At 70.4% G+C, this 20,419-nt stretch carries 22 protein-coding genes and 1 pseudogene; 7 read left to right on the top strand and 16 right to left on the bottom strand.

The annotated features are described in order from the left end of the window. Nucleotides 1–7 precede the first annotated feature (7 nt). Nucleotides 8–1,456 (bottom strand): M28 family peptidase, encoded by a 1,449-nt coding sequence (locus ACGFH8_RS19940; RefSeq protein WP_393368946.1) that lies wholly within the window; start codon nucleotides 1,454–1,456, stop codon nucleotides 8–10. Between the two features lie 203 nt (nucleotides 1,457–1,659). Here ACGFH8_RS19940 and ACGFH8_RS19935 point away from each other — a divergent pair, with 203 nt between their 5' ends. Further along, a complete protein-coding gene (locus ACGFH8_RS19935) occupies nucleotides 1,660–4,431 on the top strand; it encodes an ATP-binding protein (protein WP_393368945.1) in 2,772 nt (923 codons plus the stop codon). A 16-nt stretch (nucleotides 4,432–4,447) separates the two neighbouring features. On the opposite strand, the gene ACGFH8_RS19930 is transcribed toward ACGFH8_RS19935, so the two are convergent. Further along, complete coding sequence (locus ACGFH8_RS19930) at nucleotides 4,448–5,203, bottom strand: hypothetical protein (RefSeq protein WP_393368942.1); 756 nt, start codon at nucleotides 5,201–5,203, stop codon at nucleotides 4,448–4,450. Next, nucleotides 5,200–5,700, bottom strand: a complete 501-nt coding sequence (locus ACGFH8_RS19925; RefSeq protein WP_393368940.1) for a SigE family RNA polymerase sigma factor — start codon at nucleotides 5,698–5,700, stop codon at nucleotides 5,200–5,202. The genes ACGFH8_RS19930 and ACGFH8_RS19925 overlap by 4 nt, the downstream gene beginning before the upstream one ends. Before the next feature lie 137 nt (nucleotides 5,701–5,837). Between ACGFH8_RS19925 and ACGFH8_RS19920 the strand changes: the two genes are divergently transcribed. Continuing rightward, nucleotides 5,838–6,674, top strand: coding sequence for a DUF3152 domain-containing protein (locus ACGFH8_RS19920; protein ID WP_393368938.1), 837 nt, complete (start codon nucleotides 5,838–5,840; stop codon nucleotides 6,672–6,674). A 9-nt stretch (nucleotides 6,675–6,683) separates the two neighbouring features. On the opposite strand, the gene ACGFH8_RS19915 is transcribed toward ACGFH8_RS19920, so the two are convergent. The 12 genes and pseudogenes from ACGFH8_RS19915 to ACGFH8_RS19860 all read right to left on the bottom strand — a co-directional run bounded on the left by ACGFH8_RS19915 (nucleotide 6,684) and on the right by ACGFH8_RS19860 (nucleotide 15,036). Continuing rightward, on the bottom strand, nucleotides 6,684–7,325 hold the full coding sequence (locus tag ACGFH8_RS19915; protein WP_393368935.1) for a hypothetical protein: 642 nt from the start codon (nucleotides 7,323–7,325) through the stop codon (nucleotides 6,684–6,686). A gap of 190 nt (nucleotides 7,326–7,515) precedes the next feature. Continuing rightward, nucleotides 7,516–8,076, bottom strand: a pseudogene (locus tag ACGFH8_RS19910) (snapalysin family zinc-dependent metalloprotease); the annotation flags it as partial. A gap of 159 nt (nucleotides 8,077–8,235) precedes the next feature. Continuing rightward, nucleotides 8,236–8,814: a dihydrofolate reductase family protein gene (locus tag ACGFH8_RS19905; protein WP_393368933.1), complete on the bottom strand. Its 579-nt coding sequence runs from the start codon at nucleotides 8,812–8,814 to the stop codon at nucleotides 8,236–8,238. Further along, on the bottom strand, nucleotides 8,811–10,010 hold the full coding sequence (locus ACGFH8_RS19900) for an RNA polymerase sigma factor (RefSeq protein WP_393368930.1): 1,200 nt from the start codon (nucleotides 10,008–10,010) through the stop codon (nucleotides 8,811–8,813). Before ACGFH8_RS19900 ends, ACGFH8_RS19905 begins: the two co-directional genes overlap by 4 nt. A gap of 20 nt (nucleotides 10,011–10,030) precedes the next feature. Next, complete coding sequence (locus ACGFH8_RS19895) at nucleotides 10,031–10,384, bottom strand: YciI family protein (protein WP_393368928.1); 354 nt, start codon at nucleotides 10,382–10,384, stop codon at nucleotides 10,031–10,033. Nucleotides 10,385–10,422: 38 nt separating this feature from the next. Then, a complete protein-coding gene (locus ACGFH8_RS19890; RefSeq protein WP_393368925.1) occupies nucleotides 10,423–10,839 on the bottom strand; it encodes a DUF6069 family protein in 417 nt (138 codons plus the stop codon). 183 nt (nucleotides 10,840–11,022) lie between these two features. After that, nucleotides 11,023–11,985 (bottom strand): hypothetical protein, encoded by a 963-nt coding sequence (locus ACGFH8_RS19885; RefSeq protein WP_393368923.1) that lies wholly within the window; start codon nucleotides 11,983–11,985, stop codon nucleotides 11,023–11,025. Between the two features lie 55 nt (nucleotides 11,986–12,040). Continuing rightward, nucleotides 12,041–12,871 (bottom strand): peptidoglycan-binding protein, encoded by an 831-nt coding sequence (locus ACGFH8_RS19880; RefSeq protein WP_393368922.1) that lies wholly within the window; start codon nucleotides 12,869–12,871, stop codon nucleotides 12,041–12,043. A gap of 202 nt (nucleotides 12,872–13,073) precedes the next feature. Then, the gene (locus tag ACGFH8_RS19875; protein ID WP_393368920.1) at nucleotides 13,074–13,430 is read right to left on the bottom strand and encodes an L-rhamnose mutarotase; all 357 of its coding nucleotides are present in this window, start codon (nucleotides 13,428–13,430) and stop codon (nucleotides 13,074–13,076) included. Between the two features lie 145 nt (nucleotides 13,431–13,575). Next, entirely contained in the window at nucleotides 13,576–13,773 is a 198-nt protein-coding gene (locus ACGFH8_RS19870; RefSeq protein ID WP_393368917.1) for a DUF397 domain-containing protein, read from the bottom strand. 194 nt (nucleotides 13,774–13,967) lie between these two features. Further along, the gene (locus tag ACGFH8_RS19865; RefSeq protein WP_393368914.1) at nucleotides 13,968–14,165 is read right to left on the bottom strand and encodes a DUF397 domain-containing protein; all 198 of its coding nucleotides are present in this window, start codon (nucleotides 14,163–14,165) and stop codon (nucleotides 13,968–13,970) included. Beyond that, a complete protein-coding gene (locus ACGFH8_RS19860) occupies nucleotides 14,158–15,036 on the bottom strand; it encodes a helix-turn-helix domain-containing protein (protein WP_393368911.1) in 879 nt (292 codons plus the stop codon). Before ACGFH8_RS19860 ends, ACGFH8_RS19865 begins: the two co-directional genes overlap by 8 nt. Before the next feature lie 319 nt (nucleotides 15,037–15,355). Here ACGFH8_RS19860 and ACGFH8_RS19855 point away from each other — a divergent pair, with 319 nt between their 5' ends. The 5 genes from ACGFH8_RS19855 (at nucleotide 15,356) to ACGFH8_RS19835 (ending at nucleotide 18,966) form a co-directional block, all read left to right on the top strand. Then, on the top strand, nucleotides 15,356–15,559 hold the full coding sequence (locus tag ACGFH8_RS19855; RefSeq protein ID WP_393368908.1) for a hypothetical protein: 204 nt from the start codon (nucleotides 15,356–15,358) through the stop codon (nucleotides 15,557–15,559). A 47-nt stretch (nucleotides 15,560–15,606) separates the two neighbouring features. Next, complete coding sequence (locus tag ACGFH8_RS19850; protein WP_393368906.1) at nucleotides 15,607–15,771, top strand: hypothetical protein; 165 nt, start codon at nucleotides 15,607–15,609, stop codon at nucleotides 15,769–15,771. 137 nt (nucleotides 15,772–15,908) lie between these two features. Beyond that, nucleotides 15,909–16,538, top strand: a complete 630-nt coding sequence (locus ACGFH8_RS19845; RefSeq protein WP_393368903.1) for a TetR/AcrR family transcriptional regulator — start codon at nucleotides 15,909–15,911, stop codon at nucleotides 16,536–16,538. A 33-nt stretch (nucleotides 16,539–16,571) separates the two neighbouring features. Then, the gene (locus ACGFH8_RS19840; protein ID WP_393368900.1) at nucleotides 16,572–18,065 is read left to right on the top strand and encodes an MFS transporter; all 1,494 of its coding nucleotides are present in this window, start codon (nucleotides 16,572–16,574) and stop codon (nucleotides 18,063–18,065) included. Nucleotides 18,066–18,174: 109 nt separating this feature from the next. Continuing rightward, nucleotides 18,175–18,966, top strand: a complete 792-nt coding sequence (locus ACGFH8_RS19835) for a maleylpyruvate isomerase family mycothiol-dependent enzyme (RefSeq protein WP_393368897.1) — start codon at nucleotides 18,175–18,177, stop codon at nucleotides 18,964–18,966. Nucleotides 18,967–19,008: 42 nt separating this feature from the next. Here the strand turns inward: ACGFH8_RS19835 and ACGFH8_RS19830 are convergent, their stop codons facing one another. After that, on the bottom strand, nucleotides 19,009–20,208 hold the full coding sequence (locus tag ACGFH8_RS19830) for an RtcB family protein (RefSeq protein ID WP_393368896.1): 1,200 nt from the start codon (nucleotides 20,206–20,208) through the stop codon (nucleotides 19,009–19,011). Between the last annotated feature and the right edge of the window lie 211 nt (nucleotides 20,209–20,419).

The following is a 20,419-nucleotide window of genomic DNA, read 5'->3' as shown; positions in this document are numbered from 1 at the left end:
GACGCGGTCAGCTCGCCAGCAACGTCACGTCGTCGATCACGAAGCTGGTCTGCAACGACGAGTCCTCGGTGCCGGTGAACCGCAGCGTCACCGTCTGCCCGGCGAACCCGGCCACGCTAAAGCTGCGCTGGGCGTAGCCGGCGGCGGCGTTCAGATTCGAGTACGTCGCGAGCGTGGTCGAGCCCACCTGCACGGTGAGCCGGTCGTACGCCGTGGAGCCGGTGGTCTCGGCGGTGTCGATGTGCAGCCAGAAGGACAGCGTGTAGCTGGCGCAGCCGGCCGGCAGGGTCACCGACTGCGACAGACTCTCGGTGCGGGTGCTGCCGTTGCCGTTGAGCCACGCCTTGTACGACCCGGTCCGGGCCGGCTGGCCGCTGGCGTTGGTGATCACGCCGGAGGACGCGGTCCACGGCGTGCCGCCGTTCTCGAAGCCGCCGTTTCCGACCACCTGACCACCGGAACAGCTCGGGGTGCCGCCGCCGACGGCGAGCTGCCACAGCGCGTACGCGACGCCGTCGGCCGCCCGGTTCAGCACCGTGGCGCTGACGTTCGCCGTGGTGTCGCAGGAGCGGTGGTAGCACGGGTCGTACGCCGAGTTGGCGGTGCCGCCCCACTTGGCCGCCTGCGAGCTGGACTTGCGGGCGCTCGCGCCGGCCGCGTAACCCGAGGTCGGGATGCCGGCCTGCTGGAAGTAGTAGTCGTCGGAGCGACCCTGTCCCTCGACGTTCTCCTCCGGCGACAGGCCCAACGAGTCCCAGTACGCCTTCAGCGGCGCCGCCGTGGTCGAGCTGACCCGGTTGATGAAGTAGCCACCGTTGACCGAGCCGACCATGTCGAAGTTGTAGTAGCCCTTGATATATCCCCGCTGGGTGCTGCTCAGCGAGTTGACGTAGAACCGGGAGCCGTTGAGCCCCTGCTCCTCGTCGGTCCACCAGGCGAACCGGACCTTCTTCGTCATCGTCGGGTTCTGCGCGGCCAGGACCAGCGCGTTCTCCAGCAACGTCGCCGAGCCGGTGCCGTTGTCGTTGATGCCCGGACCGGCCGAGACGCCGTCCAGGTGCGCGCCGAACATGACGACCTGGTCGGTCGGGCCGCCGGGCCACTCCGCGATCAGGTTGTTCGAGGGATACGTGCAGCTGGAGCAGTACTGCTCGCTGACGGTGTAGCCGGCCGACTGCAACCTGGTCTTGACGTAGCTGAGTGAGGCGGTGTAGCCGGCCGAGCCGGCCCGGCGGTTGCCGCCGTTGCTGCTGGCGATGGCGTTGAACTGGGTCAGGTGCGCCTGGACGTTCGTGACGGAGATGTCCGGTGCGGCCAACGCGGCGGCGGACGCGGCGATCGGCCGGGCCACTGTCGCGGTGGTGGGCGACGCGGTCACCGGCTGGGCGGCCAGCGTCACCGTCATCCCGGCGAACACGGCGAGCGCGACACCCGCGCTCAGCGTTCTGCCTCTCATGGGGGCTCCTCGGGGTTGGAGAGATACCCGAGACACTTACAGATATCAATGTTGCGAGCATCGGTCGTTCGTCCCGAACCACCGTCGCTTCGACGGTAGGTACCGGCGTCGGCACAGGTGAGTAGAGGTGTCAGGATGGGTAGGTAACGCCAGCAGGGGTCGTCGGGCCCGGAACGGGGGCTTGCGATGGGGCCGGACCAAGCGTGACGGGACCCGGCATCGACCTGTTCACCGGTGGTGGTGACACCGGCCGGCTGATGGCAGAGCTGGACTGGGCCCGCACCCCACTCGGCCCGGTGACCGACTGGCCGCAGAGCCTGCGCGCCGCGGTCCGGACGGTGCTCTCGTCCCGGTACCCCATGCTGCTGCTCTGGGGAGAGAGCTTCTCCCAGCTCTACAACGACGCGTACTCCGCCCTGATCGGCGACAAACACCCGGCCGCGCTCGGCGACGACGTCCGGGTGACCCTGGCCGAGGGATGGGACGTCCTCGCCCCGCTCATCGAGCAGGCCACGGCGACCGGGGTGGCCAGTTGGGTCCCCGCCCTGCGACTGCTGCTGGAACGGGCCGGCTACCGCGAGGAGGCGTACTTCAGCGTCTCGCACGCCCCGGTCCGCGACGACGACGGCCAGACCGTCGGCGTGCTCACCGTGTGCAGCGAGGTCACCGAGCAGGTGGTCGGCGAACGTCGGCTGCGACTGCTGCGCGACCTGTCCGTTCTCGGCGACGGACGCACCGTCGACGTGCACGCCACCGGCGCCCGGCTGACCGACGCGATCGAGGGCCACCCGCTCGACGTCCCGTTCACCGCCATCTACCTGCGCGACGGCACGGTGCTGCGGCGGGTCGCCCGCACCGGCGGCGACCAGGGGTACGCGCGGGCACTGCCGGACACCGTCGAGCTGGCCGACCCCGGCCCGGCCGCGGACGTGTGGGGGCTGGCGGACGCCGCGCAGGGTCGACCGACCGCGGTGTCCGAGGTCGCTGACCGGTTGGCGTTGCCCGGCGGCCCGTGGGGCGACCCGGTCCGGACCGCGCTGGCACTGCCGCTGCCCTCGGGCGGCGAGGATCAGCCGCTCGGCGTCCTCCTGGCCGGGATCAGCCCCAACCGAGGTCTGGACGAGGCGTACCGGTCCTTCTACCGACTGCTGGCCCAGCAGATCGCCGTGGCGCTGCGCAACGCCCAGGAGTACGAGCAGGAGCGGCGCCGGGTCGAGGCGCTTGCCGAACTGGACCGGGTGAAGACCGACTTCTTCGCCAACGTCAGCCACGAGTTCCGTACCCCCCTGACCCTGATCCTCGGCCCGCTCGCCGACGCCCTCACCGACGCCACGGCGCCGCTGCCGGCGGCGCAGCGGGAGCGGGTGGAAACCTCCTGGCGGAACGCCACGCGACTGTTGACCCTGGTCAACAGCCTGCTCACCTTCTCCAGCCTGGAGGCCGGGCGGGCTCGCAGCGACGCCCGCGTGCTCGACCTGGCGGCGCTCACGGCCGAGCTCGCCAGCGTGTTCCGGGCCGCCGTCGAACGGGCCGGACTCACTCTCGAGGTGGTCTGCCCGCCGCTGCCCCGGCCGGTCACGATCGACCCGGTCAACTGGGAACGCATCGTCACGAACCTGCTGTCGAACGCCTTGAAGTACACGTTCATCGGCCGGATCCGGGTCACCCTCGAAGCCGACGACGAGGAGATCCGCCTCATCGTCGCGGACACCGGCATCGGCATCGCCGAGGCGGACCTGCCGAAACTCTTCGAACGCTTCCACCGGGTCCGCGGCGCCCGCGCCCGCAGCCACGAGGGCACGGGCATCGGCCTGGCCCTGGCCTACGAGTTGGCCCGGCTGGAGGGCGGCGCGGTGCGGGTGACGAGCAGGGTGGGTGTCGGCAGCACGTTCACCGTGGCGCTGCCCTGGTCGGCGGCGGGCCGCACGGCGGGGAGCGGGCCGTCGCCGGTCGGACGGGGTGACGCGGCGCGGGCCACCGTCGAGGAGGCGATGGGCTGGCTCACCGAGTCGGGCGGCGATCCGGCGGAGCCCGGCGACGTGTCCGGTCCGGCCGTGGACGAGCTGGTCGGCGCACGGATCCTCATCGCCGATGACAACGCCGACATGCGGGCGTACCTCAGCCGGCTGCTCACCGGGCAGGGCTGGCGGGTGCGGGCCGTCACCGACGGCCGGCAGGCCCTCGACGAGGTCCACCGCGAACGGCCGGACCTGGTCCTCACCGACGTGATGATGCCGGTGCTGGACGGCTTCGACCTGGTCCGGCGACTACGCGCGGACCCGGCGACCCGCACTCTGCCGGTGCTGGTGCTGTCCGCCCGGGCCGGTGGGCAGGCCAGCGTGGAGGGCCTCACCCTGGGCGCCGACGACTACCTGGTGAAGCCGTTCGCCGCGGCCGAGCTGATCGCCCGGGTCCGGGCCGGCATCCGGCGGGCCCGCAGCCACACGGTCGGCGACGTCACCGCACCGACAGTCGACACGGCGTCGGCGCGGCCCGACCCCCTCAACGCCGTCGCGCCGCCCCGGACGGTCGCACCCGGGCAGGACGCGCCGGTGCTGGCGCGGGCCGCCACCGACCGGAGCGGGTTGGGCGACGTCCTGGACGTCGGGTGGACCTACCCGTCCGCACCCACCTCGGCGGCGGCCATGCGTCGGGACGTCCGGCTGAGGCTTGACGACCTCGACGTCGACCCGGACGTGTTGGAGGATCTTCTGCTCGCCGCGTCCGAGGCGATGAACAACGCGGTCGAGCACGCGCAGCAGCCCAGCCGTCCGGAGGTGCGGGTCCGGCTCCAGGTGGGCGGCGGGCTGATCCGGATCTCGGTGCGGGACTTCGGCACCTGGCGGGACCGCCGGCCGGCGATGGACCGTGGGCGCGGCGCCTTGCTGATGAACGCCTACGGCGACGTGCGGCTGGTCTCCACCGCCGAGGGGACGACGGTGACGATCGAGCGCCGGCTGGCCGATCCGGCCTGAGCGACAGGCCGGCGCGTCAGAGTCGGCGACCGCTGGCGTCGCGGGCGATGATGCCGTCGAGCGGCTCCCCCGGGGTCAACTGGGCCGGGTCGAACCAGAAGATCACCACCTGCTTGTCGACACTCCAGCGGGCCAGTCGGGCGTCGACCTGCCGGCCGGCCACCGTGCCGATGATCCGATGGGCGGGGCCGACGAAGTATCCGAAGGTCGGCACCGGCGCGGTCGACGAGCTCTCGTCGTAGCCGATCTCGTGGAACCCGGGGCTGCGGTCGGACCCCTCGACGTCGTTGGCCAGGATGTCCGTGGTCAGGGCGCCGTTCGGTGCCTGGCGACCGGCGGCCAGCCCGATCGTCACCTTGGGCGCACTGAGCACGGACAGCCCGATGACGTAGTACACCCGCCGGTCGGAGCCGTGCCGCACCCCGCTGTCGATTATCTGGCCCAGGGGCTTCGGGGGAGGCACGTCGCGGGCCATCGTCGGCGGTGGCGTCGACTCGACCGAGCCCGGGGCCGTCGGCGAGACAGCGGCCGACGGCGGAGCGACGGCGACCGGCGGTGGGCGCTCGGGTCCGGGCCGATCGTCCGGCCGCGTGACGACCCCCACCGCGACGACGGCGGCCAGTCCGGCCGCGAGCGTCGCCGCTCCCGCTCCGGCAACCCGCCGACGGGTACGGAGCCGCCGCCCCTCGCGCAGGACCAGGTCCAGGTCGAGCGCGGTCCCGGGGCGCTCGGTGGCCCGCATGGCGTCGCGGAGCAGATCCCACTCGCTCATCGGCGCGCCTCCCTGTCGGCTGTTCGCGGCGAGGCGGCGCGCAGCTTCTCCAGGGCTCGTGAGCTGGTGCTCTTGACCGTGCCCACGGATACGGCGAGTTCCCGAGCCACCTGCGCCTCCGGAAGGTCGAAGTAGTAGCGCAGCACGACGATGGCCCGCTCACGAGGGCTGAGCGCGCCGAGGATGGCGATCAACCAGCGCCGGGTGGCCACCTCGTCGGCCACGTCGCCGCGCCGCTGCTCCGGCACCTCGTCGGTCGGGTACTCCCGCATCGGTCGCCGCCACCCGTCGACCAGGTGGTTGACCAGGGTGCGGCGGGCGTACCCGTAGGCGTCGTCGTCGTGGATCCGTGACCAGGACGCGTACGTGCGGACCAGGGCGGTCTGCGCGGCGTCCTCGGCCAGGTGGTGATCGCCGGTCATGAGGAACGCGGCATGCACCAGTCGCCCGGACGCCGCCCTGGCGAACTCGACGAACTCCGCGTCACCCCGCGCCACCCCGAGCCCTCCCCCGTGCCACACCCCAGAGACGGGCGAGGCCGGGGAAAAGTTGAGTCCAGATCACCTCAACCTTTTCCGGTGGTCGCCCGTCTTCTCCTCCGCGCCGCCGCCGACCGGCGGGCGAGGGGAGAGACATGTCGACGAAGGTTACCCGCCGGTGGCGTACCGCCTCTGCGGTGTTACTCCTGGTGGTGGCGCTGCTCACCGGGTGTGGGCTGCCGACTGCCGGGCAACCCGACGCCGATCCCGTCGCCGCTGGGCCACGGCCCAGCGAGCCGGCCGCGGTCACCGCCTCCGGTCGGCCGACCGGAGTCGTCGGTGTCCCGCCCAGTTCCGCGCCGGCCGTCGGGGTCAGTTACCCCGCCACCGGCGGCAACCGCTGGACGACGGCACCCGCCGAGGCGGCACCCACCGGAGCGACCGAGGGTCGGTTGTTGCGCTACCGGATCGCCGTGGAACGCGACATCCGGGGTCTGCCGGTGGGCGACGTCGCGACGGCCATCTCCGCGACGTTGAACGACCCCCGCGGGTGGACGGCCGGCGGGACGTGGCGGCTGCGCCGGGTGGGCGCCGGCGATTCGACCGACTTCACCATCTACCTGGCGACTCCCGGCACCCGCGACACGCTCTGCCAGGACGTGCCCGACGCCTACACCTCGTGCCGCAACGGTGGCCGGGTGGTGCTCAACGTGGCGCGCTGGGTCAAGGGGGTGCCCGATTACGGAGCGAGTCTGGCCACCTACCGCGAGTACATGGTCAACCACGAGGTGGGGCACAAACTCGGGTTCGGTCACGAGCGGTGCCCCCGGCGGGGCCGGCCGGCGCCGGTGATGCAGCAGCAGACGTTGGGCCTGCACGGCTGCACCGCGAACGCCTGGCCGTACCCGACGGGCACCGACCGCTACAGCGGGCCGGTCGGGGTCTACGACGACGCCGTCCCGCGGCGCGAGGGCGCGTACTCGGCCCCGTGAGGTCGCGCCTCAGGTGGGCCGGCGGCGTTCCTGTTCCAGTCGCTCGTCCTGTCGGCCCATCTCGTAGATGGCGTTGAGGCTGGTCGGCAACCGGCTGACGTTATCGGGCAGGGGGCCGGGATCCGGTGCCGGATCGGCGCCCGGACCGGGACCGGGCGCGGCGGCGGGGACCGGGGCCCGGCGGCGCAGGAACAGCACCGCCAGCACCGCGAGGACCACCACGACCAGCAGGTACGACGTGGGTGGCCAGGCATTCGAGGTGGGGGTGGCGAGGGCCGGCGGGACGGTCGGCGCGGGGGTGTCGCCGTCGCGGCGCGGCACGGCGGCCCCGGGGGTGCCGGTGCCCTCGCCAGCGGTGGAGCGATCGGGGGCGATGGGTGCGGGGGGACCGCCCGCCGAGGTGGTGGGCACCGGGATCGCGGTGGACCGGACCGGGCCGGGCGGACCGGCGGCCGGTGGCCGACTCGGCGTGGGCGCCCCGGTGGGGGTGACGCTCGGCGGCGGAGGGGCCGTCGGCGTGTCGCCGCCGAGCAGGCCGTCGACGATCTGGCCGACGCCACCGATGATGCCGCCGATTGGATCCGAGGTGGCCGACGGGGACGGCGCGGGCGCGAGGGCGAGGGTCAGCGCGAGGACGACGACGGTAGGCATGACGCCACCTCCGATGTGCCGAATATGCCAGGCACCGTATCGCATCGTGGGATGGCGTGGGCGACACCGGGGCGGGGGCGCGTCTGGCGCTCGCCCCCGCCCGCGATGTCGCTGCTGGATCAGACGGGCAGACCACCGACCTCTGTGGAGATCCACGAGCGGATCGACGGCAGGTCGACGTGGTTCACCGCCCGACCACGAGCGGCTCGACGTCGGACGCGCCGGTCCAGGTGTACGTCGTACTCGCCGGCGCGACGAGGCTGCCGGCGAACAGCGAGTTGACCCGGCTCGCCTCGGCTGCGCTGGGGGTCGCGTTGCGGCAGGACACCGGTGCGCTGCTGCCGGACATCAGGTCGGAGCAGAGTCCAGTGCGCCGGTCCGGCAGGCCCAGGATGTGGCCGACCTCGTGGGTGGCGATGCGGGTGCGGTCGTAGCCCTGGTTGACGGCCGTGCGGCCCATCCAGATCCGGCCCGAGCCGAGACCGGTCGGCTGCGCGCGGGGCCAGCCGTCGTCGACGTAGATGGTGATGCTGGCCGGGGTGCCGGCCAGGAGTCGGACGTTACTGACCCGGCTGTTCCAGATCTGCGCCGCCTGGTCGAAGTTGGTGCGGAACTCGCCGGTCCGACTCGCGTCGTAGTAGACGGTCCGAACGGCGGCGGCCGGCGTACCGGTGGCGAGCTGCGTCCCGGCCGCCGCCAGGATCGCCACCAGCATGGCCAGCGCCGCGCGTCTCAGTTGTCCTCGGAACATCGGGCACTCCCCTGCGCTCGTCGACGGCCACCGGCCGCGACATCATCGATGCTCGTAGATATTAATGTGACGGCTATCGATGTTCGGCATAGCGGAAGCGTCATACCGCCGACACGACTGCTACGACCCCGAGCAGTCCTACGGCTCCTGCCTCGTCGTTCAGACGTGCAGGGTGGGCCGGTAGGTGAGCTCCTGGGTGCCGCCGTCGAGGGTCCGGCTCTCGATCAGCTCCAGGTCGAAGTCGGCCGCTCCCGAGAAGATCGGCTCGGTTCCGGTCTGTCCGGTGATCACCGGGAAGAGCGTCACCTGGACGTGGTCGACAAGTCCGGCCGCCATCAGCGCCCGGTTCATCGACAGGCTGCCGTGTGAGCGCAGGGGCACGTCGGACTCCTCCTTGAGCCGGGCGACGACGTCGACGGCGTCGCCTCGCAGGACTGTCGCGTTCGGCCAGTCGAGGGGGCCTTCCAGCGTGTTGGACACCACTGTCGCCGGAAGGCTCCTCATCCGGGTCACCCAGGCGTCGCGGACCTCGGACTCCTCGGTGCTGGCCGCCAGCATCTGCGCGAACGCCCGGTACGTACGGGCGCCGAAGACCATGCGCTGCTCCTCGCCGTAGACGGCCAGGCGGTGCGCGAGCAGCTCGGGGCCCTGCTTCCCCCAGTAGCCGCCCCAGTTGCCGCTGGTGCTGCCGAAGCCGTCGAGACTGGAGAAGACGTCGACGGTGTAGGTGGCGGTCATGATGTGCTCCGTTCACGGGTGAGTGCGGTACGACGAGCCCGCAGGTGGGCCCGCTCGGTCTCGTTTGTGGCCAGTGCGATGGCCTGGTCGTAGGCGGCTCGGGCCTCCTCGTCGCGGCCGAGCCGGACCAGCAGCTCGGCGCGGGTGGCCGGCAGCCGGTGGTAGCCCGGGAGGTCGAGGTCCACCAACCCGGCCAGGGCCAGCGCCGGTCCGTGCACCTCGGCGACGGCAACCGCACGGTTGAGCGCGACGACCGGGCTCGGCGTGAGCGCGAGGAGCTGGTCGTACAGTGCCAGGACCTGCTGCCAGTCGGTGGCCGCGCCGTCGGTGTGCACCGCGCCGATCGCGGCCTGGATCTGGTACGGGCCGGGCTGGTCGCGCCGCAGGCAACGCCGGACCAGGTCGTGCCCCTCGGCGATGAGCGCCCGGTCCCACAGTGACCGGTCCTGGTCGGCCAGCAGCACCAGCTCGCCGGACGGGTCGAGCCGGGCCGGGCGGCGCGCCTCGGTCAGCAGCAGCAGGGCGAGCAGCCCCAGCACCTCGGGCTCGTCGGGCATCAACGCGGCAAGCTCGCGGGTGAGTCGGATCGCCTCGGCGCACAGGTCCGTTCTGATCAACGGTCCGGCGGTGGACGCGTAGCCCTCGTTGAACATCAGGTAGAGCACGGTGAGCACGTACGGCAGTCGGTCCGGCAGCTCGTGTTCGGCGGGTACCCGATAGGGGATGCCGGCGTCCCGGATCTTCTTCTTGGCGCGCACGATGCGCTGCGCGACGGTCGACTCCTGGATCAGGTAGGCCCGGGCGATCTCGGGCACGTCGAGACCGCCGAGCAGGCGGAGCGTGAGGGCGGTCCGCGCGTCCGGACCGAGCGCCGGGTGGCAGCAGGTGAAAATGAGTCGCAGCTGGTCGTCCTTCACCGGTCCCACCTCTCGGGGCTCGTCCTGGTGGTGCAGCAGCAGGGCCTGGGCGTGCCGCGCCTCCCGTGTCGACTCCCGGCGGAGCCGGTCGACGGCCCGGTTGCGGGCGGTGGTCACGATCCAGGCACCCGGGTTGGGCGGTGGGGTCTCCCACTTCTCCAGAGCCTTGGTGAAGGCGTCCTGGACCGCCTCCTCGGCGAGGCTGAGGTCACCGAGAAGGCGGGCCAGGGTGGCGACACAGCGGCCGTACTCCGCGCGGTAGATGCTGCCCAGGTCCATGTCTGTCGGCTGGCTCCCGGTCAGGCCTGGGACAGGTCGTTGAAGGGTCGCACCTCGATGGGGCCGCAGGCCGCCGCGCACTTCTCGGCCCAGGCCAGCGCCTGGTCCAGGTCGTCGCACTTGATGACCCAGAACCCGGCGATGTGTTCCTTCGTCTCGACGAACGGCCCATCGCTCATGGTGGTGGCGCCGTTCTCGACCCGGACGACCGTGGCGCTGTCCGGCGACCGGAGCCCTCCGCCGAAGACCCAGGCGCCGGCGGCCTGCATCTCGTCGTTGACCCGGTCGGTCTCCCGGAACATGGTCTGCGTCTCCTCGTCGGACATTTCCGGCGCGCCCTCGACGGCGTGCACGGACAGCAGGTACTGCTTCATGACGGTCCTCCAACCGTTGGATGGTGAATGGCGACAGGTCAGGCGGCCAGGCGGCGCGCGATAGCGGGGATGACGATCGCGGCCGCGACCAGGTGGGTGAGCATCAGCAGCGCCTTGGTGGCCGCCCCGGCGTCGACGATCATGTCCGGCACCAGCGACAGGACCGTCAACACCACAGTGGTACGCACGAACGAGCGCCGCGGACGCCCGGCGAAGCGGGACAGCAGCGCGGCGAGGATCACCCCGACCAGCGAGAATACGGCGGTCAGCACGCCGAAGCCCGACACCGGGATCGGCGCGTCGGCCACGTCGAGGCTGATCCCCGCCGCGCGGCCGACGGCGGCGATGGCCATGGTGGCGGCGCTCGCGGCGACCGTGGCGACGAGACCGGTCCGGATCAGCGCGCCGACGGTCGACGTGGTGGCGGGGGTGGTGGTGGTCGCTGTGGTGGTCATCGTGCCCTCCGGTGGGTCGGTGACCCGCCGCGGTGGCGGGCTCTCACCAGGGCTACGAATGGGACCGACCCCGATCGACAAGCACGCCCACCTTTTGTCGAAGATTTTTGGTTCGGTGGTAAGAACACTCGGCCGGCGGGGACACCGCACGCCGCTCGGTGTGCGGTGTCGCCCGCCGGGTCGTCAGTAGTTCACGTAGGCGGTCACGGCGCGGTGCTCGGAGTACTCACCGCCGGTCATCGACGGCGTGATGGTCGCCGCGTTGCTGAAGCCGTTGCCACTCTTGACCAGCAGGAAGTCGATCCGCCGGCTGCCGTTGGTGTCGTACGCCGAGGAGCAGTCGCGGCTACCGCACTTCTCGGCGATCGGGTCGCGATAGCCGTCGGCCCTGCCGTCGTTCCACCAACCCGCGTCCTCGGGCTCGGCGTTGGCATCACCCGCCACGATCTTCAGGGCGCCGCCCAGGCGGTCCATCGCCTCGTCGGCCTCCTTGATGTTCTCGTCGGCACACAGCGGGCCGTGCCAGGTGTTGGTCGGCCAGTGGATCGAGGCGACCGACACGTCCTCGCCACGGACGCTGTCGTGCAACCGGACGGCGATGTTGTGGACCCGGTCCTGGCTGCTGCGCGTGGGTTCGAGGTTCTGACACCCACCGGTGCCGGCGTCATAGTCCTCGGGGGCGTCGGATCGCCACCGGGTGGCGTCCTCGAACGTGAACCGGTCCGAGCGGTAGACGACCGCGTTGGTCTGCTGGTTCTTCAACTTGCCGCAGGTGCTGGTGTAGCCCATCGAACCCGGGCTCGCGATCGCGATCTGCCCGGCGTAGGTGCCGGGCAGCTCGTCGGAGAGACGCTGCGTCAGAGTGTTGAGCTGCGTCTGGTTGGACACCTGCTGCACCGTGAAGATGTCCGGGCTCAGTGGTCGGCCCTTGAGATAGGTGATCAGTCGGTCCCAGCTGTACCCGTCCGCGCAGGAGCTCGGCAGCCAGTTCTCGATGTTGTTGTTGTAGACCACCAGGTAACTCGTCGAGGTGTTCACGGCCGCCTGGGCGCCGGTCGAACTGGCGACGCTGACCGCCGCGCTCGTCAGGACCGTGGTGAGCACGGCGACGGTACCGCGCAGGAGACGGCTACTACGAATGGACACATTCGCTCCTCTGTACGCCGAACAGCCGGCATCGACGTGGGTGAACCGGTAGGCCTCAGAGCGTGCGCTGGTATTCCTCCCAGGTTCGCTTCGGGCTGACCGCTGGGCCATCATCGACGCCCCGGTTGGCCAGGCCGTTACGACCGAGGTAATAGTCGCCTGCCTGGTTCTGCGCACCTGTCGACTGGTCGGTGTCGGAGAGCGCGATGGCGTGGATGTGGTAACCCCAGTCCCCCTGGTCCGGGGTCCGCAGCCACGCGGCGAAGCCCACCGTGCGCAGTCGACGCAGCACGTCCGTCCGGACCGCCGAGGAGAGACCGCTGACCGAGAGGTCGAGCGCGCCGCCGCCGTCGTGCGTGCCGGCAGAGGCACCCACACCGCTGCTGTACGAGCCCTGCGTGATGGCGAGCTGGCGGCCGAGCAGGCGTTCGGCCTCGATCAGCATCGACCTGGTGCGCGTGTTGACCTGCACACCGCGCAGGGTCACCACACTGCCCGGCGAGATCGCCCTGACCACTGTGTACCGTCCCTCGCCGAGCGACCGCAGCGACGACGGGCCGGGTAGACCTGTCGCGTCGAGACCGGTGTAGCCGAGGGACCGCTGGTACGCGGCGTACGCGGCGATCGTGGTGGTGCCGAAGTGACCGTCGACGTACGCCGACGAGAGCAGCCCTCTCGCCTGGAGTGCGCGCTCCACCAGCAGGACGCTGTCCTTGGCCCCCTCGGTCAGCGCGGTGTCCGGCCGACGAGGGTCGATCTGGGCCGCCTTGATCAGCGCCTCCATGTTCAGCTCTGGCAACGCGGCCGCGGCCGCGTTGCCAGCCAGCGGTACAACGCCGACCACGGCCGCTGCTGCGGCGACGAGCAGCTTCCTTCTCGTGAGCACGCTTCCTCCGTAGGATATCAACCAATCCACATGGACGGATGAAGCTAGTCTTCAATGCGCGAGCCGAGTTGTCACCCCGTTGGAGCGTACGAACCTCCAACGGTGACCGTTGGTCACGTCCGCGGGGGCGGACGCGGCAGTGAGCGGTATGCCGCAGATTCATAACCATGACTCTGCGGCATACCGCTCAACACTCACTCGTCTAGGTGACGGAGCCCTGCCGGGTCGGGTCGGGTGCCTGCGCGACCGCCTCGTCGGTCAGGTGCCAGATCTCGCGCATCGGGGCCCACCAGTCTCCCGAGCCGGGCTCGGCGATCGACTCCTGACACGGGTCGGTCAGCTTCCACCACTCCTGCGTCTGCGGGTCCGCGGCGATCAGCCGCGAGTCGGCCTCGTAGTCGTCGCCGACGTACTCGTAGTAGCCGAAGAGCAGGTCGTCGTGCAGGAAGATGGTGTAGTTGCGGAAGTTCGCCTCGCGCAGCGTCTGCTCGACGCTGGGCCAGACGTCGGCGTGGAGCCGCAGGTAGGTTTCCCGCTGCTCCGGGCGGAGTCGGATCACGCAGCCATGACGTTGCACGTCGTGCCCCTTCGTGTGAGCTGATCGGATCGAGCCGGGCCCGCAGACCAAGCGACCGATGATCTCAGTAGCCCGCGTCGAGATCAACGCCTGGTCGGTGCCAGGTGACTCCGCTTCCGAAGCACGCTCAGCTCAGGGAATCAGCCCGAACGCCAGCAACGAAGGCTCGCCAGGTGGCCGCAGCGAACGCCAGGGCCGGCCCCTGCACATCCTTGCTGTCTCGCACACCGACGACGTCACGGAGGTTGTCAGCAACCTCAACGCAGTTACCCGAATCGCTGCTCCTGGTGCTCTTGCGCCAGGTAGCGCCGGTCAGATCACCCATGGTGCCTCTCCTTGATCTTGTGCATCAGCTTGCACGAATCCTCCACGCTCAGAGCTTGCTCCCTGAGCGTGTTCCACACCTCGGTGCCACGTGGGGCGGCTGTGGCCGCTCCACCACACCACCAGAAGTCCTGGCGAAAAATGCGAAAGGGAGCCTTCCTGCGAAAGAAGGCCCCCTTCTGTTCCGGAGTGCGTTCAACTCGCGGCGTCAGCCCGAACGTCAGCAATGAAGGCTCGCCAGGTGTCCGCAGTAAAGGCCAGAGCCGGCCCCTGCACATCCTTGCTGTCTCGCACGCCGACCAACCCAGGAAGGTTGTCGGCCACCTCGACGCAGTTGCCCTCGTTCGCGCTGAAGCTGCTCTTGCGCCAGAGAGCACCAGTCAAGTCACTCATCGTAGGTCTCCTTAATCACCGTGCTGATTAGATCCTCTGACGCGCGCTCGCTGAGTGCAAGATCCAAGAGCGTCTGCCAGACCTTAGAGTACGTCTCAACCTCACTCGGCCGATCCAGGTAGAGACTGCCGGTCAGAGACTCGCAGTAGACAGTGCTTGGCTCTGCCGTTCGTGTACCAACCGCGGGAAAGTCAAGCAGCACGAACGCTCCGGCAACGGACGCGCGGTGCGGCCCGGTGGCCAGCGGCAGCACCCTGACGGAGATGTTCGGGGCCTGAGCAGCGTTCACCAGGTGGGCAAGCTGTGCGCGCCACGCGTCGATGTCGCCGATGGGTCTGCGGACTACCGCCTCATCAATGACCGCATGGAAGCTGAGCGCCGCCGGGCTGCGCCGGGTCAAGAGCTTCTGCCGCTGCATCCTCAGGGCAACCTTCTGATCCACCTCCTGAGCACTGCGGTTGGGCTTGGTCTGGAACACCGCAGCCATGTACTCGGGCGTCTGCAGAAGGCCAGGAATGAGGGTCGATTCGTAATGGCGCACCTGAGCGGCTGAGGCTTCCAGCCCTACGTACAACTCAAACCAGCCCGGGATCACATCGCCATAGGCATGCCACCAGCCACGAGACTTACTCTCCCTGGCAAGGCTGACCAATACCTCAGTCAGTTCAGCAGACGTGCCGTAACGCTGACACATCAAGATCACATCATGGGTCCGCAGGGAAGTCTGACCACTCTCCAGCCGATACATCTTGGCTCGCGACCATTCAAGATCACTGGCTGCGGCCTCCAGGTTGATCCCTGCTTCCTCCCGCGCCTGTCGCAGCAACCGTCCAAGCTGCCGCCTCGGGACGGAGGAACCGGCTTCACTCATCCACCCTCCCAATCTCACTTCGTGCGCCCGTGTGTCTCATTTCGAACAGCTTGCAGGGCCAGACGACGCAGCGTCAATCTCTAAGCGCCAATTTCGAAGTGAGACGTTGCAGATCTGTACCCGGCGCATGGATTGTGGCTGGTAGATGGCCTAATCGTGATCTCTCGGGAGGCGGATGTGCGTCGATGGAAGTGGTTCCAGCGTTCGGACGAACCGATCGACGTTGTCGAGCGCTCCGCCTACCAACCCGTGGCGTGCGATCCTCCTACGCCACCAGTGCAGCCGGATCAGGCCACGAGCAAGCGACGAGCGCGCATGCGTGGCAACCAGCGAGACGACCGTCATGATGCGTGAGGAGATCAGGCCCGAGCCGCCGTTCTTGGTGATCATGGCTGGCTACGTGATCGACTTTCATCATCGCGACGTCTGCTCCAAGTGCCGCCCTGATGGCTCGTGCCCTCGTCTGCGACAGGCCGCCGTACGCCTCAACGCCTGGCGCGACCGGGAGAACCAGCGGTCGTGAAGGCAGGTGACGTGCTGCGACTGGATCGTGCCGCCAGTGTCCAGTTCATGATCCCGATTGCGGTGCGGGTGATCAGAAGGCTCGACTGGCCCACCTACCACGGCTGGTGCTGGATCGACTGCTACCAGCTCGACAGCAGAGGTCACGCCATCGCCCGACGCACCCTGTTCGTTCAGCCCGAGCACGTGCGGTACGCGCACGCTGGCGGCTGACCACCGGGTTCACCTGCCGGACTCCTGGTAGAAACGCAATCGTTTCGTCGACTCAGTGCGAGGCAACTCACGAAAGCCTGCACAATCAGCCCTCCGCGAACTAGTGTCAGTACGACATCGTTTCGCGGGGGGTCGGGATGCTTGGTGGTCAGCAGGTGGGCGCGGGCGCCGGGGTGCCGGCCGCCCGGGGTCCGCGCTGCACCGACAGCGACCTGTTCGGCGTGGTCATCGACCTGCTGCGCGAGGTCGGCTTCGACCGGATGACCATCGACGCCGTCGCCGCCCGGGCCCACGTCAGCAAGGCCACCATCTACCGGCGCTGGGACGGCAAGGCCGAGTTGGTCGTCGCCGCCCTGCGTGACCGGCACGTGGGTGTGCACAACCCGCCCGACACCGGCAGCCTGCGCGGTGACCTGATCGAGTTGCTGCGCGCCACGGCCGCGATCTGCGTGGCCGACTGCGACCTGATGCAGGCGCTGACCTTCGCCATGCGGACCAACCCCGAGTTGGAACGCCTGGTACGCCACCAGGTGCTGCCGGCCGGGCGGGTGGCCAGCACCGCCATCCTGGTCCGGGCCGCCGCCCGTGGAGAGATCCCACCGGAGGCCGGCGAACGGGAGTTGTTCCACGATCTCGCGCCCGCGCTCACCATGTCCCGCATCGTCGCGCACGGCCTGCCCGCCGACGACGCGTTCCTCATCCAGGTCGTCGACCAGGTGCTGATCCCGGTACTCCGCTACCAACCCGACCGCCCGTCACAGGCCTGACCCATCGACATCCGCAACACGGAAGGCTTCACCATGTCCGGAACCACCTCGACCGCACCTGGCGCACCCGGCGCCGGGGCGTCGACAAGCGCGCCGCACCCGCGGCGCTGGATCGCGCTGGCGGTCATCGCGGTCTCGCAGCTGATGGTCGTCCTGGACGCCACCATCGTGAACATCGCGCTGCCGCAGGCGCAGGCCGACCTGGGCATCACCGACGCGAACCGACAGTGGGTGATCACCGCCTACACGCTGGCCTTCGGCGGCCTGCTGCTGCTCGGCGGCCGGATCGCCGACTACTGGGGCCGCAAGCGCACGTTCATCGTCGGCATGACCGGCTTCGCGCTCGCCTCCGCGCTGGGCGGTCTGGCCACCAGCGGCGAGATGCTCTTCGCCGCCCGCGCGTTGCAGGGTGCCTTCGGCGCGCTGCTCGCCCCGGCCGCGCTGGCGCTGCTCACCGTGCTGTTCACCGAGGCCACCGAGCGGGCCAAGGCGTTCGCGGTGTACGGCGCGATCGCCGGCGGCGGGTCGGCTGTCGGTCTGCTGCTCGGTGGGGTGCTCACCGAGTACGCCGACTGGCGCTGGTGCCTGCTCGTCAACATTCCGGTCGCCGCCATCGCCATCGCGTTCGCGATTCCGCTGGTGCCGGAGAGCCGGGCGCACGGCAACACCCGCTACGACGTACCCGGCGCGATCGTGGTGACCGCCGGCCTGGTCTCCCTGGTGTACGGCTTCACCAAGGCGGCCGAGGACGGTTGGGACGCCACCGCGACGCTCGGATTCATCGCCGCGGGCGTGGTGTTGCTCGCCGCCTTCGTGGTGATCGAGCTGCGCTCCAGCCACCCGCTGCTGCCGCTGCGCATCGTGTTGGACCGCAACCGGGGCGGGGCGTTCCTCACCTCGACGCTGATCGGCGCCGGCCTGTTCGGGGCGTTCCTCTTCCTGACCTTCTACTTCCAGGTGGTGCTGCAGTACAAGCCCCTGGAAGCGGGTCTCGCGTCGCTGCCGGTCACCGCCGGTGTGCTCATCGCCGCGGGTGGCGCCAGCCAGTTGATGCCGCGACTGGGCGCCAAGCCGCTGATGGTCGCCGGCGCCGTGCTCGCCGCCCTGGGCATGCTGGTGCTGACCCAGATCGACGCGGACACCTCGTTCCTCACCCACCTGCTGCCCGCCCAGGTCATCCTGGGCCTCGGGCTGGGCTTCACCTTCGTCCCGCTGTCCAGCCTCGCCCTGGTCGGGGTGCCGGAGCACGACGCCGGCGCGGCCAGCGCGACGCTCAACGCCACCCAGCAGATCGGTGGCTCGCTGGGCACCGCGCTGCTGAACACCTTCTACACCAGCGCGGTCGCCGCCTACCTGGTCGGCCGGGCGCCGAACCCGGTCACCCAGGTCGATGCGCTGGTGCACGGTTACCGGGTGGCGTTCGCCTGGGGGGCGGCGCTGATCGTGCTCGCCGGCCTGGCAACCCTGATCCTGGTGAAGGTGCGCAAGGAGGACGTCCCGACCGGCACCACCGTGCACATGGGCTGAGCCGACCGACGTGGCCGCCGGCCGGATCGCTCCGAGCGTGGGGTGGGCCGGCCGGCGGTCACGTCCGGTAACGTCCCGACCATCGTCGAATATCCGTTTGAGGAGATCCATGCCGACCCCTGCTGACCAGATCATCACGGCTCTGCGCGCGGGCCACGAGGAGCTCGCCGCGCTCGTCCGCGACCTCAAGGAGGACGACCTGCTCCGCCCGTCGGGTGCCAGCGAGTGGCAGGTGTCCCAGGTGCTGAGCCACCTGGGCAGCGGCGCCGAGATCAACCTGGCGACGCTGGAGGCCGCCCGCACCGGCGCGCCCGGCCCGGACGGGGACTTCAACCGTGGCGTCTGGGCGCGCTGGGACGCGATGTCCCCGGCCGAGCACGCCGCCGGGTTCCTCGCCGCCAACGAGCGGCTGGTCGAGGCGTACGAGGCGTTGGACACCGAGACCCGGGCCACGATGCGTGTCGACCTCGGCTTCCTGCCGGAGCCGATCGACGTGGCCACCGCGGCCCGGTTCCGACTCAGCGAGTTCGCCCTGCACCAGTGGGACGCCGAGGTGGCGTTCAACCCGTTCGCGGCGGTGACGCCGGGGGCGGTGGCGCTGCTGCTCGACCAGATCGGCGGCATGCTGTCCTGGACCAGCCGCCCGCAGGAGCTGGCCGGGCGGGAGGCCACACTGCTGGTCCGGCTGGACACCCCCGAGCGGACGTTCGGGCTGCGGCTGGGCGAGAAGGTCGAGATCGTCGACGCGCCGGAGCGTCCCGACGGGGAGCTGGTGGCTCCGGCCGAGGCGTGGCTGCGGTTGGCCACCGGACGGCTGGGCACCCAGCACACCCCCGAAGGGGTGCGGGTGACCGGCTCGGTGACCCTCGACGACCTGCGCCGGGTCTTCGTCGGCTTCTGAGCGGCGGCCGTGCGGGCCGGTCAACCCGGCCCGCACGGCACGTCAGCCCTTCACGCAGACCACCTGCTTGAGGTGCGCCACCACCTCGACCAGGTCCTCCTGCTGGGCCATCACCTCGGTGATGTCCTTGTACGCGCCGGGGATCTCGTCGACCACCCCGGCGTCCTTGCGGCACTCCACCCCGGCGGTCTGCGCGGCCAGGTCCTCCGTGCTGAACGTCCGCTTGGCCTGCGCCCGCGACATCCGCCGCCCCGCCCCGTGCGACGCCGAGCAGTACGCGTCCGGGTTACCCCGACCCCGCACGATGTACGACCCGGTGCCCATCGAGCCGGGGATGATGCCCAGGTCGCCCCGCCCGGCCCGGATCGCGCCCTTGCGGGTGACAAGCACGTCCACCCCGTCGTAGCTCTCCTCGGACACGTAGTTGTGGTGGCACGAGATCGACTCGTCGTAGGAGATCTGCGGGAAGTGCTCCCGCACCACACCGCAGAGCAGGGCCAGCATGACGGCACGGTTGCGCCGCGCGTACTCCTGCGCCCACCACAGGTCCCGCCGGTAGGCGTCCATCTCCGGCGTCCCGGCGAGGAACACCGCCAGGTCCCGGTCGGGCAGGTCGGCGTTGTGCGGCAGCCCCCGGGCCACCCCGATGTGCCGCTCGGCCAACTCCTTGCCGATGTTGCGGGACCCGGAGTGCAGCATCAGCCACACCCGCCCCTCGTCGGCGCCACCCTGCTCCAGGCAGACCTCGATGAAGTGGTTGCCCCCGCCGAGGGTGCCGAGCTGCCGCCGCGCCCGCGTCTCCAACTGCGCCACCCGCCGGTCCAGACCGGCGAACCGGCCCCAGAAGTCGTCCCAGCCGGCCTGCTCCAGGCCACGGATCCGACGCGTGTCGACGGAGTCCTGCCGCTGGGCGAAGCCGACCGGGATGGTGGCCTCGATCGCGGACCGCAGCCCGGCCAGGTCGTCCGGCAGGTCCGCGGCGGTCAGCGAGGTGCGTACCGCCGACATCCCGCAGCCGATGTCGACGCCGACCGCCGCCGGTGAGACGGCCTGCCGCATCGCGATCACCGAGCCGACCGTGGCGCCCTTGCCGAAGTGCACGTCGGGCATCACGGCGACGCCCTGCACCCAGGGCAGCGCGCCGATGTTGCGCAGTTGCTTGGCGGCCTGCGGCTCGATGGCGTACGGGTCGGTCCAGACCCGGACCGGTGCCCGGGTACCGGCGAGAGGGGTGAATCCCATCGTGGTCTCCTCCTGTCGTGCGATGACCGTTAATGATCAGGTGCGAGCGCGGCGGCGGTGCGCGGATACGAAACGGCCGCCCGATCCCGGTGGGATGGGCGGCCGGCGGACGCGTCAGCGTCACGTCAGTCGCGCCACCCCGGCTGATTGCGCCGCAACGACCGACGGACACAGGTTGTGGTGGTGCCGAGCAGGGCCGCGCCGGCAGGGA

This window comes from Micromonospora sp. NPDC049175 (assembly GCF_043197345.1).
GTDB lineage: Bacteria > Actinomycetota > Actinomycetes > Mycobacteriales > Micromonosporaceae > Micromonospora.
Note: the sequence above shows the minus strand (reverse complement) of the source record. Positions and strands in the feature narration are given on the sequence as shown.